The sequence below is a fragment of the Pantoea sp. F_5 genome (genome assembly GCF_008631595.1).
In the GTDB taxonomy this organism is placed as follows: domain Bacteria; phylum Pseudomonadota; class Gammaproteobacteria; order Enterobacterales; family Enterobacteriaceae; genus Pantoea; species Pantoea gossypiicola.
The window spans coordinates 35,046-51,303 of record NZ_VWUO01000008.1; the positions used below are offsets into that span (position 1 = coordinate 35,046).

21 protein-coding genes are annotated in these 16,258 nt (G+C 54.6%); 11 read left to right on the forward strand and 10 right to left on the reverse strand.

Annotated elements, in window-relative coordinates:
• Positions 1 to 4: 4 nt before the first annotated feature.
• Genes F3I44_RS12235 through F3I44_RS12250 form a run of 4 tightly spaced genes read left to right on the forward strand, consistent with a single transcriptional unit; the run spans position 5 to position 3,671 of the window.
• Entirely contained in the window at positions 5 to 1,621 is a 1,617-nt protein-coding gene (locus tag F3I44_RS12235; protein WP_150011827.1) for a (2,3-dihydroxybenzoyl)adenylate synthase, read from the forward strand.
• Between the two features lie 18 nt (positions 1,622 to 1,639).
• Positions 1,640 to 2,494, forward strand: a complete 855-nt coding sequence (locus F3I44_RS12240; RefSeq protein ID WP_150011829.1) for an isochorismatase family protein — start codon at positions 1,640 to 1,642, stop codon at positions 2,492 to 2,494.
• A complete protein-coding gene (gene dhbA / locus F3I44_RS12245) occupies positions 2,491 to 3,249 on the forward strand; it encodes a 2,3-dihydro-2,3-dihydroxybenzoate dehydrogenase (RefSeq protein WP_150011831.1) in 759 nt (252 codons plus the stop codon). The genes F3I44_RS12240 and dhbA overlap by 4 nt, the downstream gene beginning before the upstream one ends.
• Before the next feature lie 2 nt (positions 3,250 to 3,251).
• Positions 3,252 to 3,671, forward strand: coding sequence for a hotdog fold thioesterase (locus F3I44_RS12250; RefSeq protein ID WP_190285941.1), 420 nt, complete (start codon positions 3,252 to 3,254; stop codon positions 3,669 to 3,671).
• A gap of 72 nt (positions 3,672 to 3,743) precedes the next feature.
• On the opposite strand, the gene cgtA is transcribed toward F3I44_RS12250, so the two are convergent.
• From cgtA to rplU, 3 genes are all read right to left on the reverse strand, one after another.
• Positions 3,744 to 4,916 (reverse strand): Obg family GTPase CgtA, encoded by a 1,173-nt coding sequence (gene cgtA, locus F3I44_RS12255; RefSeq protein WP_013359890.1) that lies wholly within the window; start codon positions 4,914 to 4,916, stop codon positions 3,744 to 3,746.
• A gap of 244 nt (positions 4,917 to 5,160) precedes the next feature.
• Positions 5,161 to 5,418 (reverse strand): 50S ribosomal protein L27, encoded by a 258-nt coding sequence (gene rpmA / locus F3I44_RS12260; protein ID WP_150011835.1) that lies wholly within the window; start codon positions 5,416 to 5,418, stop codon positions 5,161 to 5,163.
• A gap of 15 nt (positions 5,419 to 5,433) precedes the next feature.
• Positions 5,434 to 5,745 (reverse strand): 50S ribosomal protein L21, encoded by a 312-nt coding sequence (gene rplU, locus F3I44_RS12265; protein WP_008925416.1) that lies wholly within the window; start codon positions 5,743 to 5,745, stop codon positions 5,434 to 5,436.
• A gap of 256 nt (positions 5,746 to 6,001) precedes the next feature.
• On the opposite strand from rplU, the gene ispB reads away from it, so the two are divergent.
• Both ispB and F3I44_RS12275 read left to right on the forward strand, forming a co-directional pair.
• The gene (gene ispB / locus F3I44_RS12270; protein ID WP_008925415.1) at positions 6,002 to 6,973 is read left to right on the forward strand and encodes an octaprenyl diphosphate synthase; all 972 of its coding nucleotides are present in this window, start codon (positions 6,002 to 6,004) and stop codon (positions 6,971 to 6,973) included.
• 237 nt (positions 6,974 to 7,210) lie between these two features.
• Positions 7,211 to 7,495: a helix-turn-helix transcriptional regulator gene (locus F3I44_RS12275; RefSeq protein ID WP_150011837.1), complete on the forward strand. Its 285-nt coding sequence runs from the start codon at positions 7,211 to 7,213 to the stop codon at positions 7,493 to 7,495.
• A 72-nt stretch (positions 7,496 to 7,567) separates the two neighbouring features.
• Here F3I44_RS12275 and murA read toward each other — a convergent pair whose 3' ends face one another.
• The 7 genes from murA to mlaF all read right to left on the reverse strand — a co-directional run bounded on the left by murA (position 7,568) and on the right by mlaF (position 12,374).
• Complete coding sequence (murA, locus tag F3I44_RS12280) at positions 7,568 to 8,827, reverse strand: UDP-N-acetylglucosamine 1-carboxyvinyltransferase (RefSeq protein WP_009092454.1); 1,260 nt, start codon at positions 8,825 to 8,827, stop codon at positions 7,568 to 7,570.
• Between the two features lie 67 nt (positions 8,828 to 8,894).
• On the reverse strand, positions 8,895 to 9,152 hold the full coding sequence (gene ibaG / locus F3I44_RS12285; RefSeq protein ID WP_003851098.1) for a BolA family iron metabolism protein IbaG: 258 nt from the start codon (positions 9,150 to 9,152) through the stop codon (positions 8,895 to 8,897).
• A gap of 113 nt (positions 9,153 to 9,265) precedes the next feature.
• Entirely contained in the window at positions 9,266 to 9,571 is a 306-nt protein-coding gene (mlaB, locus tag F3I44_RS12290; protein WP_010251883.1) for a lipid asymmetry maintenance protein MlaB, read from the reverse strand.
• Positions 9,571 to 10,206 (reverse strand): phospholipid-binding protein MlaC, encoded by a 636-nt coding sequence (gene mlaC, locus F3I44_RS12295; RefSeq protein ID WP_033731285.1) that lies wholly within the window; start codon positions 10,204 to 10,206, stop codon positions 9,571 to 9,573. The genes mlaB and mlaC overlap by 1 nt, the downstream gene beginning before the upstream one ends.
• A gap of 15 nt (positions 10,207 to 10,221) precedes the next feature.
• Positions 10,222 to 10,767 carry an outer membrane lipid asymmetry maintenance protein MlaD gene (mlaD, locus tag F3I44_RS12300; protein ID WP_033731989.1) on the reverse strand — a complete coding sequence of 182 codons (546 nt, stop codon included), beginning with the start codon at positions 10,765 to 10,767 and terminating at the stop codon, positions 10,222 to 10,224.
• Between the two features lie 4 nt (positions 10,768 to 10,771).
• Entirely contained in the window at positions 10,772 to 11,554 is a 783-nt protein-coding gene (gene mlaE, locus F3I44_RS12305; RefSeq protein WP_033731283.1) for a lipid asymmetry maintenance ABC transporter permease subunit MlaE, read from the reverse strand.
• A 4-nt stretch (positions 11,555 to 11,558) separates the two neighbouring features.
• Positions 11,559 to 12,374, reverse strand: coding sequence for a phospholipid ABC transporter ATP-binding protein MlaF (gene mlaF / locus F3I44_RS12310; protein ID WP_150011839.1), 816 nt, complete (start codon positions 12,372 to 12,374; stop codon positions 11,559 to 11,561).
• A 227-nt stretch (positions 12,375 to 12,601) separates the two neighbouring features.
• Here mlaF and F3I44_RS12315 point away from each other — a divergent pair, with 227 nt between their 5' ends.
• Genes F3I44_RS12315 through lptA form a run of 5 tightly spaced genes read left to right on the forward strand, consistent with a single transcriptional unit; the run spans position 12,602 to position 16,257 of the window.
• Positions 12,602 to 13,582 carry a calcium/sodium antiporter gene (locus F3I44_RS12315; protein ID WP_150011841.1) on the forward strand — a complete coding sequence of 327 codons (981 nt, stop codon included), beginning with the start codon at positions 12,602 to 12,604 and terminating at the stop codon, positions 13,580 to 13,582.
• Positions 13,583 to 13,598: 16 nt separating this feature from the next.
• Positions 13,599 to 14,582 carry an arabinose-5-phosphate isomerase KdsD gene (kdsD, locus tag F3I44_RS12320; protein ID WP_150011843.1) on the forward strand — a complete coding sequence of 328 codons (984 nt, stop codon included), beginning with the start codon at positions 13,599 to 13,601 and terminating at the stop codon, positions 14,580 to 14,582.
• 13 nt (positions 14,583 to 14,595) lie between these two features.
• Positions 14,596 to 15,162 (forward strand): 3-deoxy-manno-octulosonate-8-phosphatase KdsC, encoded by a 567-nt coding sequence (gene kdsC, locus F3I44_RS12325; RefSeq protein WP_150011845.1) that lies wholly within the window; start codon positions 14,596 to 14,598, stop codon positions 15,160 to 15,162.
• Positions 15,159 to 15,731, forward strand: coding sequence for an LPS export ABC transporter periplasmic protein LptC (gene lptC, locus F3I44_RS12330; RefSeq protein WP_013359880.1), 573 nt, complete (start codon positions 15,159 to 15,161; stop codon positions 15,729 to 15,731). The genes kdsC and lptC overlap by 4 nt, the downstream gene beginning before the upstream one ends.
• Positions 15,706 to 16,257 (forward strand): lipopolysaccharide ABC transporter substrate-binding protein LptA, encoded by a 552-nt coding sequence (gene lptA, locus F3I44_RS12335; RefSeq protein WP_033731276.1) that lies wholly within the window; start codon positions 15,706 to 15,708, stop codon positions 16,255 to 16,257. Before lptC ends, lptA begins: the two co-directional genes overlap by 26 nt.
• Position 16,258 lies beyond the last annotated feature (1 nt).

Consider the following 16,258-nt stretch of genomic DNA (forward strand, 5'->3'; position numbering starts at 1 on the left):
CTGTATGACGATTTCTTACAGCCGCTGGCCGGACGATCTGGCTGCTCGTTACCGTGAAAAAGGGTTCTGGCTGGATCTGCCGATGACCGACATCCTGGATCGTCACCGCGACAGCGAATGCCTGGCGGTGATTGATGGCGACCGGCAATTTACCTATCGCCAGCTGGCCTCACTGAGTGACAATCTGGCAGCGGCACTGCAGCGACGTGGCCTGAAACCCGGCGATACGGCGCTGGTACAGCTTGGGAACGTGGCAGAATTTTACCTGACGCTGTTTGCGCTGTTCAAAATCGGCGTCGCCCCGGTTAACGCGCTGCTCAGCCATCAGCGTACCGAACTGGCCGCCTATGCCAGTCAGATCGCGCCGCGCCTGTTGATTGCCGATCGCAGCCATCCCCTGTTCACCGATGACGCCTTTATTACGCAGCTTCGCCGTGAGCAGCCTTCACTGCAGCAGGTGATCCTGCGTAATGATGCTCATGCGGAAAACAGTCTCAACGCCCTGCTGGCAGAACCCGCAGATGACTTCAGGGCAACCCCGACCGCAGGCGATGAAGTCGCTTTTTTCCAGCTGTCAGGCGGCAGTACCGGCACCCCGAAACTGATCCCGCGTACCCACAATGATTACTACTACAGCATCCGGGAAAGTGACGTGATCTGCGGGGTCAACGCAGATACCCGTTACCTGATTGCCCTGCCCGCTGCGCATAATTTCCCGATGAGTTCTCCGGGCGCGCTGGGCGTCTTTTACGCGGGCGGCCAGGTGATCTTAGCGGCCGATCCCAGCGCGACCCTCTGTTTCCCGCTGATTGAAAAGCATCAGGTTACTGATACCGGCCTGGTTCCACCCGCGGCCAGTCTCTGGCTGCAGGCGATTCAGGAAGGGGGCAGCAATGCCGCGCTGGCCTCACTGCAACGTATTCAGGTCGGTGGCGCAAAGCTGGGCGAAACGCTGGCCGCGCGCATCCAGAACGAGATCGGCTGTACCCTTCAGCAGGTGTTTGGGATGGCGGAAGGTCTGGTGAATTACACCCGGCTGGATGACGATGAACAGACCATTCTCACTACGCAGGGACGCCCTATCTCTCCGGATGATGAGGTATGGGTTGCCGACGAACAGGGACATCCGCTCCCGGTCGGTGCCATTGGTCGCCTGATGACGCGCGGTCCTTATACGTTCCGTGGCTACTACAACAGTCCCGAACATAACGCCACCAGCTTTGATGACCAGGGCTTCTACTGCTCTGGCGATCTGGTCGAAATTACCCCCGCTGGCAACATCATTGTGCAGGGTCGGGAAAAAGATCAGATCAACCGGGGCGGCGAAAAGATCGCAGCTGAAGAGATCGAAAACCTTCTGCAGCGCCATGCGGATGTGATCCACGCGGCGCTGGTCTCTATGAGCGACGAACTGATGGGTGAAAAGAGCTGCGCGTTTATTGTCACGCGTCAGCCGGTGAAACCGGTGGCGCTGCGTCGTCACCTGCGTGAACTGGGCGTCGCCGAATTTAAGCTGCCCGACCGTATTACCTGCGTAGATGCTCTGCCGCTGACCGCGGTCGGCAAGGTGGATAAAAAACGTCTGCGCCAACAACTTGCCGATCAACGCGCGCAAGCCTGATCTGTCCGGAGAATTTTAATGGCTATCCCACAACTGACCTCTTATCCGCTGCCTGACGCCACTGAGCTGCCGAACAACAAGGTGAAATGGACACTGGAGCCAGGCCGTGCTGCCCTGCTGATCCACGATATGCAGCGCTATTTCCTTAACTTCTGGGGCGATAACAGCCCGCTGGTTGAGCAGGTCGTTAACAATATTGTCCGCCTGCGACGCTACTGCAAAGCGCAGGGTATTCCAGTGTTTTACACCGCTCAGCCCAACGCGCAGAGCGATGAAGATCGTGCGCTGCTCAACGATATGTGGGGACCTGGCCTGAATAAACACCCCGATCAGCAGAAGATCGTGGAGGCGCTGGCACCGGATGAGCACGATCAGGTCCTGACCAAGTGGCGCTACAGTGCGTTTCACCGCTCGCCGCTGGAGGCGATCCTGCAGGAGATGGGCCGCGATCAGCTGATTATTACCGGCGTCTATGCCCATATCGGCTGCCTGACTACCGCCACGGATGCGTTTATGCGTAATATTCAGCCGTTTATGGTGGCTGATGCGCTGGCTGACTTCAGCCGTGATGAACATATGATGGCGCTGACCTACACCGCGGGTCGCAGCGGAAAAGTGGTGATGACCGCCGATCTGATGCCTGTACCGCTCAGCAAAGACGAACTGCGCGCGCTGATCCTGCCGCTGCTGGAAGATGATGAGGTGCCGGACGATGATGAAAACCTGATCGACTACGGGCTGGATTCAGTACGCGTGATGGCGCTGGCGGCACGCTGGCGTCAGGTACATCGTGATATCGATTTTGTCAGCCTGGCCAAGAACCCGAGCATCGACGGCTGGTGGGCGCTGCTGTCGCGGGAGCCTGCTGAATGAGCCATGTAACCGACTTCAGCGGTAAAATCGTCTGGGTGACCGGTGCCGGTCAGGGCATTGGCTATCACACAGCGCTGGCCTTTCATCAGGCAGGCGCGCAGGTAGAGGCGTTTGATCTGCGGTTCCAGGATCATGACTATCCGTTTTCCTGTCACACCATGGATATTGCCGATCCGACGCAGGTAAAATCAGTGTGTCAGCGGGTGCTGACCGCCCAGCCGCGCATCGATGTGCTGGTCAACGCAGCCGGTATTCTGCGTACTGGTGCCACCGATGCGCTGTCATTTGCTGACTGGCAGGCCTGTCTTAACGTCAATGCAGGCGGTGCGTTTAATCTGTTCCAGCAGACGCTGCCGCGCTTTCGTGAACAGCGCACCGGTGCCATCGTGACTGTCGCCTCGAATTCAGCGCATGCCCCACGTATTGGCATGTCCGCTTATGGTGCGTCAAAAGCCGCGCTGCGCAGCCTCTGTCTGACTGTGGGTCTGGAAATGGCGCCTTACGGCGTGCGCTGTAATATTGTTTCGCCTGGCTCCACCGACACCGCTATGCAGCGCAGCCTGTGGCACACACCAACCGGCGAGCAGGAGATGATTGCGGGCTTCCCGGATCAGTTTAAGCTGGGTATTCCGCTGGGCAAGATCGCGCAGCCGCAGGAAATTGCGGCCACCGTTCTGTTTCTCGCATCAGATCTTGCCAGCCATGTAACGCTGCAGGATATTGTGGTCGATGGCGGCGCAACCCTGGGGGCCTGATGATGACAGCGATCTGGAAACGATCCCTTGATCTTCCTGCACTGAACGCGCTGGGTGAGCACTCACTGGTGGCGCATCTGGGGATCGTTTTTACCGCAATCGGTGACGATTATCTGGAAGCGACGATGCCAGTCGATGCCCGGACGCAGCAGCCGTTCGGGTTGCTGCATGGCGGCGCCTCCGTGGTGCTGGCGGAGTCGATGGGTTCGATTGCCGGGTATCTGGCGGTTGAAGAGGGCAGCAGCGTGGTCGGTGTTGAAGTGAACGCCAGCCATCATCGTGCGGTGTCAGCGGGACGGGTGCGGGGGACCTGCCGTCCACTGCATCTGGGTAAACGCAGTCAGAGCTGGCAGATTGAGATTCGGAACAGTCGGGATCAGCTGTGCTGCAGCGCGCGATTGAGCGTAGCGGTCATGCGCTAGCGGCAGAAAGAACGATGCCCTCTTTCAGCACTAAAAGAGGGCATCGCTTATCACGCAGTAGCAGGCGTTCTGTTAACGCTGATAGATAATTTCAACGCCTTCGTCGTCTTCATCATCCCAGTCGTCATCCCACTCTTCATCTTCCACTTCGACCGTGTTTTCAATGGTTTCTTTGTGGTAATCATCCCACATGAATTCCACTTTCTCTGGCTGCTTCTCTTCGAGCTCCGCTTCTTTCGGGTTAGCGTTGATGAAGCTCATCACGTCCCAGCAGAGTTCTTTGACGCCGGTCTGGCTTGCGGCAGAGATCAGGTAATACTTATCTTCCCAGCCCAGCGCTTCAGCAACCGCTTTAGCCCGTGACTGCGCTTCTTCTTCACTGATGAGATCAATTTTGTTGAAGACCAGCCAGCGTGGTTTGTTGAACAGCTTCTCGCTATATTTTTCCAGCTCGCCGAGGATGATACGGGCATTTTCAACCGGATCGCTTTCATCAATGGGGTCGATGTCGATCAGGTGAAGCAACACGCGGCAGCGTTCAAGGTGCTTCAGGAAGCGAATACCCAGGCCAGCGCCCTCTGCTGCACCTTCAATCAGACCCGGGATATCGGCCACGACGAAGCTCTGCTCGCTATCCATGCGCACTACGCCCAGGCTTGGTACCAGGGTGGTAAACGGATAGTCCGCTACTTTAGGTTTGGCTGCCGAGACGGCACGAATAAAGGTCGATTTGCCGGCATTCGGTAAGCCCAGCATCCCGACGTCTGCCAGCAGCATCAGCTCCAGCTGCAGGTCACGCTTTTCACCTGGGGTACCCATGGTTTTCTGGCGCGGACTGCGGTTCACTGACGATTTGAAACGGGTGTTGCCCAGGCCATGCCAGCCGCCTTTACCGACCATCAGTTTCTGGCCGTGGCGCGTCATGTCGCCGAGTGTCTCACCGGTACCCTGGTCGATAACCCGGGTGCCGACCGGCACTTTAACTTCAATATCTTTACCACGTTTACCGGTACAGTCGCGGCTCTGGCCGTTCTGTCCACGCTCGGCGCGGAAAGATTTTTCGAAACGATAATCGATAAGGGTATTGAGGTTTTCATCAGCGATCAGATAAACGTCACCGCCGTCACCACCATCGCCCCCGTCAGGGCCGCCTCTCGGGATATATTTTTCGCGGCGGAAGCTGACGCAACCATTACCGCCATCGCCGGCGACGACCAGAATTGTCGCTTCATCAACAAACTTCATTATTTAAATCTCCGTCACACAATCGTCTGCAGCACTCTGCAGACGGGTCCGCCAGGGTCTTCTGCGCTGACCAGCGGCGGATAAATCAGAATTGGCTTTCGCCAGTGCGTACACAAAGTGTACAGCAAACTTTTGTGATGCGTCGCTTTTACCGCGACAGACCGCAGAATGTAAAAAGCCCCGCAGGAGCTGCGGGGCCTTCAATTCGTGCGTTCAGACGTCAGACGTCTGCGTCACGACAACCTTACTCAGCAACGATGCTGATGTATTTACGGTTGTTCGGACCTTTAACTTCGAACTGTACTTTACCGTCTACGGTAGCAAACAGGGTGTGGTCACGACCACAACCTACATTGGTACCGGCGTGGAATTTGGTGCCACGCTGACGAACGATGATGCTACCTGCCAGAACAGATTCGCCACCGAAACGTTTTACACCCAGACGTTTTGCATTGGAGTCACGACCATTTCGAGTCGAGCCACCAGCCTTTTTATGTGCCATTTGTCAGATCTCCTCTTACGCCGTGATACCAGTGATTTTCACATCAGTGAACCACTGGCGATGGCCAGCCTGCTTACGGTAGTGCTTACGACGACGAAACTTAACGATCTTAATTTTTTCGCCACGACCGTGAGCAACAACTTCTGCCTTGATCATTCCGCCTGAAACCAGTGGCGCGCCGATTTTCACGTCTTCGCCATTAGCAATCATCAGAACCTGGTCAAACTCAATCGTTTCACCGGTTGCGATGTCCAGCTTTTCCAGGCGAACGGTCTGACCTTCGCTTACTCGGTGTTGTTTACCACCACTTTGGAAAACCGCGTACATATAAAACTCCGCTTCTGCGCTTGCCTTTTAGTTCATCAGGCGGCGCGCTAAATATTCACAATAGGGCGCGAATTCTACGCAAAACTCCAGAAGAAGACAAGAGCACTTTGCACACTCTTGCAGAAAAAAAACACAGGCTGAATGCAACCGTTTCTCAGGCACAAAATTCAAGTACAATCAGTAACAGATTACCTGAACGCTGGCTGGGTAAACCACTTACCATGGCAGAGATAACGAGTCATAGCTGAAAAGACGAATGAACTTAGAACAGATTAATGAATTAACCGCACAGGATATGGCTGCCGTTAACCAGACCATCCTCGACCAGCTGAATTCAGATGTCTCGCTCATCAACCAGTTGGGCTACTACATCATCAGTGGTGGGGGCAAGCGTATCCGCCCCATGATTGCCGTGCTATCCGCACGTGCCATGGGCTACAAGGGCGACCTGCACGTGACCAATGCGGCGCTGATCGAATTTATCCACACCGCCACGCTGCTGCATGACGACGTTGTGGATGAATCCGATATGCGTCGTGGCAAAGCGACCGCGAACGCGGCGTTTGGCAATGCGGCAAGCGTGCTGGTCGGTGATTTTATTTACACCCGCGCTTTCCAGATGATGACCAGCATGGGGTCGCTGCGTATCCTGGCGCTGATGTCAGAGGCAGTAAACGTCATTGCTGAGGGCGAAGTCCTGCAGCTGATGAACGTTAACGATCCTGATATCACCGAAGAGAGCTACATGCGCGTGATTTACAGTAAGACCGCACGCCTGTTTGAAGCAGCTTCGCAGGCCTCGGCGATACTGGCTGAAGCCACACCTGAAGAGGAAAAAGCGCTACAGGATTATGGGCGCTATCTGGGTACCGCTTTCCAGTTAATTGACGATTTGCTGGATTACAGTGCTGACGGCGAGACGCTGGGTAAAAATACCGGCGATGACCTGAGCGAAGGCAAACCGACGCTGCCGCTGCTGCATGCCATGCAGCACGGCTCGCCTGAACAGGCGAAGATGATCCGTGAAGCCATTGAGCAGGGAAATGGCCGCCATCTGCTTGAGCCGGTGCTGGAAGCGATGAATCAGTGTGGTTCGCTGGAATGGACGCGCAGCCGCGCGGAACAGGAAGCGGATAAAGCGATTGAAGCCTTGCGGATTCTGCCCGAATCCCCCTGGCGCAGCGCGCTGGAGTCGCTGGCGCACATGTCAGTTCAGCGCGACTTCTGATCCCTCCCGGAGCCTGCCGGGCTCCGTTTTTACGATCCTGCTCTCACTTCTTTTTGTTCCCTCTTAGCTATTGCACTCCTGCTGCGTGCCACTACACAGACCAGGCGCTGGATCCAAATATTACTGGAAATTAACAGGAAATATTTGCTATAAAATTCCAGCTATTTCCAGATAGTGGTAAAAGGAAAGCCAGCGTCTCGCTGGACGATGCAATGACAAGGAAAAGGAGAACAGGTTATGCAAGAAAGAAAGGAAGACTGGCACCCGGCTGACATTATCGCGGCACTGCATAAGCGTGGTATGACCCTGGCGGCGCTGTCACGCGCAGCAGGACTGAGTTCATCAACGCTGGCTAATGCACTGACGCGTCCATGGCCCAAAGGCGAATGGCTGATTGCCGACGCGATCCAGGTTCATCCCAGTGAGATCTGGCCCAGCCGCTATTACGATCCCGATACAAACTGTCTGCTGGATCGCAGAAAACGTATCCGGACGCCTGCCGATCAGACGAATAACGCCTGAGATTCCAGGCGATCCTCAGACGAAAAAAAACCAGCCCCCGCGGGGGCTGGCTATTTCAGCGCCTCTGCAGAATTACTCTTCGCTGACGCGCTCAATGTTCGCGCCCATCGCTTTCAGCTTATCTTCGATGTGCTCATAGCCACGATCAATATGATAAATGCGATCAACGAACGTCGTGCCTTCCGCAATGCAACCAGCCAGAACCAGGCTGGCAGACGCACGCAAATCGGTCGCCATCACCTGCGCACCTGACAGAGTTTCAACCCCGTGACAGATCGCTGTGTTGCTCTCAATCTCAGCATGTCCGCCCATACGAATCAGTTCCGGGATATGCATGAAACGGTTTTCAAAAATGGTCTCGGTAATCACGCCCGTGCCTTCCGCAACCATGTTTAACAGAGTGAACTGCGCCTGCATATCGGTCGGGAAACCCGGATGAGGTGCGGTGCGCACGTTGACCGCTTTTGGTCGCTTGCCGTGCATATCCAGACTGATCCAGTCTTCACCGGTTTCGATATCGGCACCCGCATCACGCAGTTTAGAGAGAACCGCATCCATCGTATCGGGCTGAGCTTTGTGGCACATCACTTTGCCGCCTGAAATGGCGGCTGCCACCAGGAAGGTGCCGGCTTCGATGCGGTCCGGCAGAACGCGGTACACACCGCCGCCCAGACGCTCGACGCCTTCGATGGTGATCTTATCAGTGCCTGCACCGCTGATGCGGGCACCCAGCGTGTTCAGGAAGTTGGCTGTATCGACAATTTCCGGCTCACGCGCCGCATTCTCGATTACGGTAGTACCCGTCGCCAGCGTCGCAGCACTCATAATGGTCACGGTTGCGCCAACGCTGATTTTGTCCATGACAATCAGTGCGCCCTTCAGGCGGCCATTGACTGACGCTTTAACATAGCCCTCTTCCAGCTTGATCTCGGCACCCAGTTGCTCCAGACCGGTAATGTGCAGGTCAACCGGACGCGCGCCAATTGCGCAGCCACCCGGTAGCGAAACCTGCCCCTGACCAAAACGTGCGACCAGTGGGCCCAGCGCCCAGATTGAGGCACGCATGGTTTTGACCAGATCGTAAGGCGCACAGAATACATCTACCGCGCTGGCATCGACATGCACAGAACCGTTGCGCTCCACCTTTGCACCCAGCTGGCTCAGCAGCTTCATGGTGGTATCAATGTCGCGCAGCTTTGGCACATTCTGGATCTCTACCGGCTCTTCAGCCAGCAGGGCAGCAAACAGAATAGGAAGCGCGGCGTTCTTTGCCCCGGAAATGGTTACTTCACCACTTAAGCGGGTGGGGCCTTGCACACGAAATTTGTCCATTAACACGGCTCTCAATTAACTAGCTAAAAATTGGACTCGCCCACGGCGAGTTCACCACGCTGTGGGATCAGAAACCGTTGAGTTTACGGTCACGCGCCCATTCAGCGGGAGTATAGGTTTTGATAGAGACAGCATGCATGCGGTTATCCGCAATGAATTCCATCAGCGGCGCGTAGACAGCCTGCTGTTTTTTCACGCGGCTCAGTTCGCCAAACAGTTCGCCTACGGCGATCACCTGAAAATGGCTGCCATCGTTGCTCATCACATGAACTTCGTCTAAAGGCAATGCGGCCATCAGCACGGCCTGAATTTCACTGTTTTCCATTGGGCTTAACTTCACTTAATAATAATAAGGCTGACATAGTAGAGGAAAGCGGCTGACTCTTAAATACGCAAAAGCCCCTGTTGAAAACAGGGGCTTAGCATAACAACCGGAAATCAGGCGCTTTTATCCGCAGAAACAATAATCTGTTGCAGATTGTAAAGCGTAATCAGTGAGTGCAGTTTGTCGCTGATACCCGTAAAGCGTGGCGTAATCCCCTGTGCCCGGGCGATTTCCCGCAGGTGCACCAGCAGGGCAAGTCCGGAAGAGTCCACACGCTCCAGCGCCGCGACATCGATGGTATCGACATCTTTGATCAGCGTCTCACGTTGCTGCCACAGGCTCATTAACGTGTCGCGATCCAGTTCGCCTTTCAATAATAGCGTGCTGGCTTCCCGCTCCCAGCGTAACGATTCGTGCATTATTTTTGTTTATCCAGCGTGATGGGCTGTGCCGCAGAGGATTTCAGTTGCGCTGTCAGACCATCGATACCTTTAGTACGCAACAGATCGCTCCACTCATTTTGTTTAGTGGTGATCATGCTGACGCCTTCAGCGATCATGTCATAAGCCTGCCAGTTACCGGTCTGGCTGTTTTTACGCCACTGGAAGTCGAGGCGAACCGGCGGGCGACCATTAGGATCGATAATGGAGACCCGAATGGCGACAATCTGAGCATCGCCCAATGGCTGCTCAGGCTGAATCTGGTAGCTCTGACCGTTATAGAGTGCCAGTGCCTGACCATAAGCCTGGGCCAGATAGTCACCAAAGGCGCTGAAGTAGGCTTCACGCTGCGCCGGAGTCGAATCACGATAGTAGCGGCCCAGCACTAACGCGCCCGCATATTTGATCTGTACATAGGGCAGCAGCTCCTGACGCACAATCTGACGCAGGTAGTTTGGATCCTGCTTGATTTTAGGCTGCTCATTTTTAAGACGGGTAAAGGTCTTTTCCGCCGCTTCGTTCATCAGCTTGTAGGGATTGCTTTGATCGGCCGCTGTCGCCGTCAGCGGTACGGCCACCACCAGCATGGCAATCATCAGTAAACGTTTAAACATGGTATACCCTCTTCTTTAAGGTTGAGCCGGTGCCGCAGGCGCAGCACTGTCGCCTTCCTGCGCATCCTTGTTGTCACTGTTTTGTTTGTTATCGCCGCTCTTATAAAGGAACTGGCCAATCAGGTCTTCGAGCACCATGGCTGACTTGGTATCGCGTAGCGTATCGCCATCTTTCAGCATCGCCGAACCGAGTTCAGGATCGTCAAAGCCTAAGTTGAGCGCCAGGAACTGCTCACCCAGCAGTCCCTGCGTGCGAATCGCCAGCGAGCTGGTGTCTGAAATTTTATTCGCATACTGATCGCTGATCTCCATCGTGACACGTGGCAGCAGCGTTTTCGGTTCAAGCTCAATGTCCGTTACCCGGCCAATCACCACACCGCCGATTTTGACTGGCGAACTGGCTTTCAGACCACCGATATTGTCAAACGTGGCGTAGAGTTTCCACGTTGGCTCTGTGCCCATCGACTTTAAATCGGCGACGCGCAGACAGAGAAACAATGCGGCGATCAACGCCATAATCATAAAAATGCCAACCCAGATTTCGCTTTTTTTGCTTTGCATTGCATCAATTCCCAAACATCAGTGCTGTCAGCACAAAATCCAACCCGAGCACCGCCAGTGAAGCATGTACTACGGTACGCGTTGTCGCGCGACTGATCCCTTCGGAAGTGGGAATCGCGTCATAGCCATTAAAAAGAGCAATCCAGGTCACCGTCACGGCAAAGACGGCGCTTTTGATGATGCAGTTAACAACGTCGGTGCGGAAATCAACCGCGTTCTGCATGGCTGACCAGAAGAAACCAGGATCGATTCCCTTCCAGCTCACGCCAACCAGTGCACCGCCAGCGATGCCAACGGCAGTAAAGATCAGTGCGAGTAGCGGCATGCTAATAAAACCGGCCCAGAAGCGCGGCGAAACGACGCGACGCAACGGATCCACCGCCATCATCTCCATACTGGAGAGCTGTTCAGTGGCTTTCATCAAACCGATTTCAGCCGTGAGAGCCGAGCCTGCCCGTCCGGCAAACAGCAGCGCGGTCACGACCGGACCCAGCTCACGCAGCAACGACAGTGCCACCAGCATACCCAGACTGGTTTCAGCACCGTAAGTGGTCAGTACCAGATAACCCTGAAGCCCGAGTACCATCCCGATAAACAGGCCAGACACCACAATAATCAGTAACGACAACACGCCGACACTATAGAGCTGTTTAATCAGTAGCGGCGAATGTCTGCGAAACGCGGGTTTTCCTACCAGCGCGTGAAACAGCATTAATCCTGCGCGTCCAAAACTGGCGCACGTTTCAATTCCCTGACGACCGAATGACGCCAGCGCCTTCAAGACCATCTGTTTAGTTACTCCCTGAGCCGGTTAAATCAGCGAGATAGTCGCCGGCAGGAAAACGGAAGGGAACCGGACCATCCGCATCGCCATCAATGAACTGGCGGACACGCGGGTCATTATTCTCTCGCAGTTCCGGCGTGGTGCCGTGTGCGATAATTTTTTGTCCGGCCACGATGTAGGCATAGTCCGCGATACTCAGTACTTCCGGTACGTCGTGCGAGACCACAATACAGGTCAGGCCCAGAGCATGGTTAAGTTCGTCGATCAATTTTACCAGTACGCCCATAGTAATGGGATCCTGACCGACAAAAGGTTCGTCGAACATGATCAGCTCCGGTTCAAGCGCAATCGCGCGCGCCAGCGCCACACGACGCGCCATTCCGCCCGACAGCTCAGCCGGTTTAAGTTGAGCTGCACCACGCAGCCCCACGGCTTCCAGCTTCATTAATACCGTGCTGTGCAGAATAGGTGCGGGAAGGCGGGTATGTTCGCGCAGCGGCCAGGCGACATTTTCATAAACCGTTAAGTCAGTAAATAGCGCGCCAGACTGGAATAGCATGCTCATCTTTTTGCGCGCTTCATACAATTTAGCGCGAGACAATGACGGAATGTTTTCGCCACGGAAAAAGATTTCCCCGCTGGTTGGCTGAAGTTGACCCCCAATCAAGCGTAGCAGAGTGGTTTTCCCTATTCCTGACGGTCCCATTATCGCCGTCACTTTGCCTTTCGGCACAGTCAGCGAAATGTCGTCGAAGATGGTGCGATCTCCGCGCGAAAAACTCACGCCACGAACCTCAACCAGATTCGTTTGCTGCTGGATCATTATTACCTCTTGTAAGGATCGGGCGTAAACATGGGGTACGATGGTAGCGTGTTCGGTCCTGATTCACGATAGCTTTACAGAAACTTACCGCTAAGATTTGGCGAAAATGGTCATTAAATTTACTTTTGCCGTTCAGACGGTCAAAATCAGCGGCTGTCTCGCCAAACAGAACCTTAAACCGGTCGGGAAAGGTATTGCCGGCCCGGGTTTTTACGCAAGGATTTTTCATGTTCGTAGCTTCTGCACTGCTGATTATCGGTTTGCTTTTACTGGCATATGGTGCCGATCGTCTGGTGTTTAGCGCCTCTATATTGTGTCGATCGTTTGGCATCCCGCCACTGATCATTGGTATGACCGTGGTCAGCATAGGCACCTCGCTGCCAGAAATGATCCTCTCCTTTTCTGCGGCCCAGCATGGTCAGATGGATCTGGCTGTTGGTACCGCGATCGGCTCGAATATTACCAACATTTTACTCATTCTGGGTGCCGCTGCGCTAATGCATCCACTCAGCGTCCATTCTAATCTGATACGTCGTGAACTGCCGTTGATGTTGCTGGTTACCCTGCTCAGCGGATTCATGCTGTTTGACAATCAGCTTAGTCGACTGGATGGAATTGGCCTGATCGCCATCGCCGCTATTTATCTGATGGTGGTGATTCGCATTGCGCGTAAAGCAGAACGGGACAACAACGACACCCTGACGCGCGAGCAACTGGCCGAGCTGCCCCGCGAAGAGAGCGGAAACACGGTGGCCTTTCTCTGGCTGGCCGTCGCGCTGATTATCCTGCCGATGTCGACCCGGATGGTGATCGACAATGCCACCGCCTTTGCCGACTATTTTGGCGTCAGCGAACTGGTGATGGGCCTGACGCTTATCGCCGTGGGTACCAGTCTGCCTGAGCTGGCGACGGTGATTGCCGGGGCACTGAAAGGTGAAGATGATATCGCGATAGGCAACCTGATCGGTGCCAACATTTATAATATTGCTATTGTGCTGGGCCTGCCGGCGCTGATTCACCCCGGCAGTATCGACTATCACGCCTTTGCCCGTGATTACTGGGTGATGCTGGGCGTCAGCGTGCTGTTTGCCCTGCTCTGCCTGCTGCGTCGCCGACGCGTTGGCCGCATCAATGGCCTGATTTTACTCTGTGGTTTCTTCGTCTGGGTGACGCTGCTGTGGATGCAGCCGACATTCATGGACGGCTAACAAGGACAGACTCACTATGTCATATCAGCAACCAACAGCATTTAATTTTCAGCAGGCGGGAAAAAACGTCCTGCGCATCGAGCGTGAGGGACTGGAACAGCTCGATCAATATATTAATGACGATTTCGCCCGTGCCTGCGCCCTGATCTACGCCTGTCAGGGTAAAGTGGTGGTAATGGGGATGGGTAAGTCCGGCCATATCGGCAAAAAAATGGCGGCGACCTTTGCCAGTACAGGCACGCCCGCCTTTTTTGTTCATCCGGCCGAAGCCAGCCATGGCGACCTGGGCATGGTGAGCAAAAATGATGTCGTGATCGCCATCTCCAACAGCGGTGAGTCGAACGAAATCCTCGCGCTGATTCCGGTGTTAAAACGTCAGCACATTACGCTGATCTGCATAACCGGACGGCCTGACAGCGCCATGGGCCGGGTTGCCGATGTGCATCTGTGTGTCCATGTTCCACAGGAGGCCTGTCCGTTAGGCCTTGCGCCAACCACCAGCACCACAGCCACACTGGTGATGGGCGACGCGCTGGCAGTTTCGTTACTTGAAGCGCGTGGATTCACGGCGGAAGATTTTGCCCTCTCCCATCCTGGCGGTGCGCTGGGCCGCAAACTGCTGCTGCATGTAGCGGATATCATGCACAGCGGCGATGAGCTGCCGCACGTCACCCGTGACGCCTCACTACGCGATGCGCTGCTGGAGATTACCCGCAAAAATCTGGGACTGACGGTCATCGTCGATGGTCTGATGAAAATTGAAGGTATCTTTACCGATGGTGACCTGCGCCGCATCTTTGATATGGGCATCGATTTTCAGCGCGCCACCATCGGGGAAGTGATGACGCCAGGCGGCATCCGCGTCCCGCCAAATATGCTGGCGGTTGAAGCCCTGAACCTGATGCAGACCAAAAACATTACCTCGATTCTGGTGGCCGATGACGACCATCTGCTCGGTGTGGTACATATGCATGACATGCTGCGCGCTGGCGTAGTCTGAACAGGAAAAGAAAATGCAACAGGCAACTCCCACGATTGACACCTGCTATGGACCAGTCAGTGCTGACGTCATGGCGCGCGCCAGCAACATTCGTCTGCTGATCTGCGACGTCGATGGCGTCATGTCCGACGGGGTGATCTACATGGGGAACAATGGCGAAGAGCTGAAGGCCTTCAACGTGCGGGATGGTTACGGTGTACGCTGTTTACTGACCGCCGATGTGGAAGTGGCTATTATTACCGGCCGCAATGCCCGTCTGATGGAAGATCGCTGCAAAACGCTCGGCATCCGTCATCTTTATCAGGGACAATCGGATAAGCTTTTGGCCTATCGTGAACTTCTGGATAAACTGTCTCTCTCTGATGATCAGGTCGCCTACATCGGTGACGACCTGATCGACTGGCCGGTTATGGCGAAAGTGGGATTAAGCGTGGCGGTGGCGGATGCACATCCGATCCTGTTGCCGCGTGCGCAGTATGTCACGCGGATTGCGGGTGGACGCGGCGCGGTACGCGAAGTATGTGACCTGATCTTAATGGCGCAGAACAAATTTGAGGATGCCAAAGGGCAATCAGTATGAGTAAAAGCAGGCGTTGGATAACGCTGATTCTGACCTTGATTGCACTGGTTTTGATCGGCTGGAATCTTACCAACCAGGATGGCGATGGCACGCCAGTCGGTACGGATAGTCAGTCGCCGACCTATACCAGTGATGATTCTCACACTGTGGTTTATAACCCGCAGGGCGCGCTGTCATATAAACTGGTCTCTGACAAAGTGACCTATTTCTCGGATGACGAGCTGAGCTGGTTCGACAATCCGGTAATGACCACCTTTGATGAGAACAAAATTCCCACCTGGACGTTACGCGCGGATAAAGCAAAGCTCACCAAAGATCGTATGCTTTATCTGTATGGCCATGTTGAGCTGAATACGCTGACGCAGGATTCCCAGCTTGAGCGGATCAAAACTGATAACGCACAGATTAACCTTGTTACTCAGGACGTTACCTCTGATGACCAGGTGACATTGTATGGCCGCAGCTTTAACTCCACCGGCATGAAAATGCGCGGCAATTTACGGACAAAAAACGCCGAGTTAATCGAGAAGGTCAAAACCTCTTATGAAATTCAAAATGAACAAAAATAGCCTGAAGATTTTACTGGCCAGTATGTTACTGGCAACCAGCGTACCGGCGCTGGCCCTGACCGGTGACTCGGACAAGCCCGTCAATATTGACTCGCAGAATCAGGCGCTGGATTTGCAAGGCAATGTCGCGACCTTTACCGGCAATGTCATCGTGACGCAGGGCTCTATCAAAATCACGGCGGATAAAGTCGTGGTGACCCGTCCGGGCGGCGACAGCAAGAAAACCATCGTTGACGCCTACGGTAATCCTGCCACTTTCTATCAGATGCAGGACAGCGGTAAGCCGGTTCAGGGCCATGCCTCAAAACTGCACTACGAACTGGCTAACGATTTCGTTGAACTGACCGGCAATGCGTTCATTGAACAGCAGGACAGCAACATCAAAGGCGATCGTATTACCTACCTGGTAAAAGAGCAGAAAATGCAGGCTTACAGCCAGGGCCAGAACAAGCGCGTCACCACCGTTTTGGTGCCGTCGCAACTTCAGGATAAAGGTTCGTCCAACAGCGGAAAGAAGAGTAACTGAT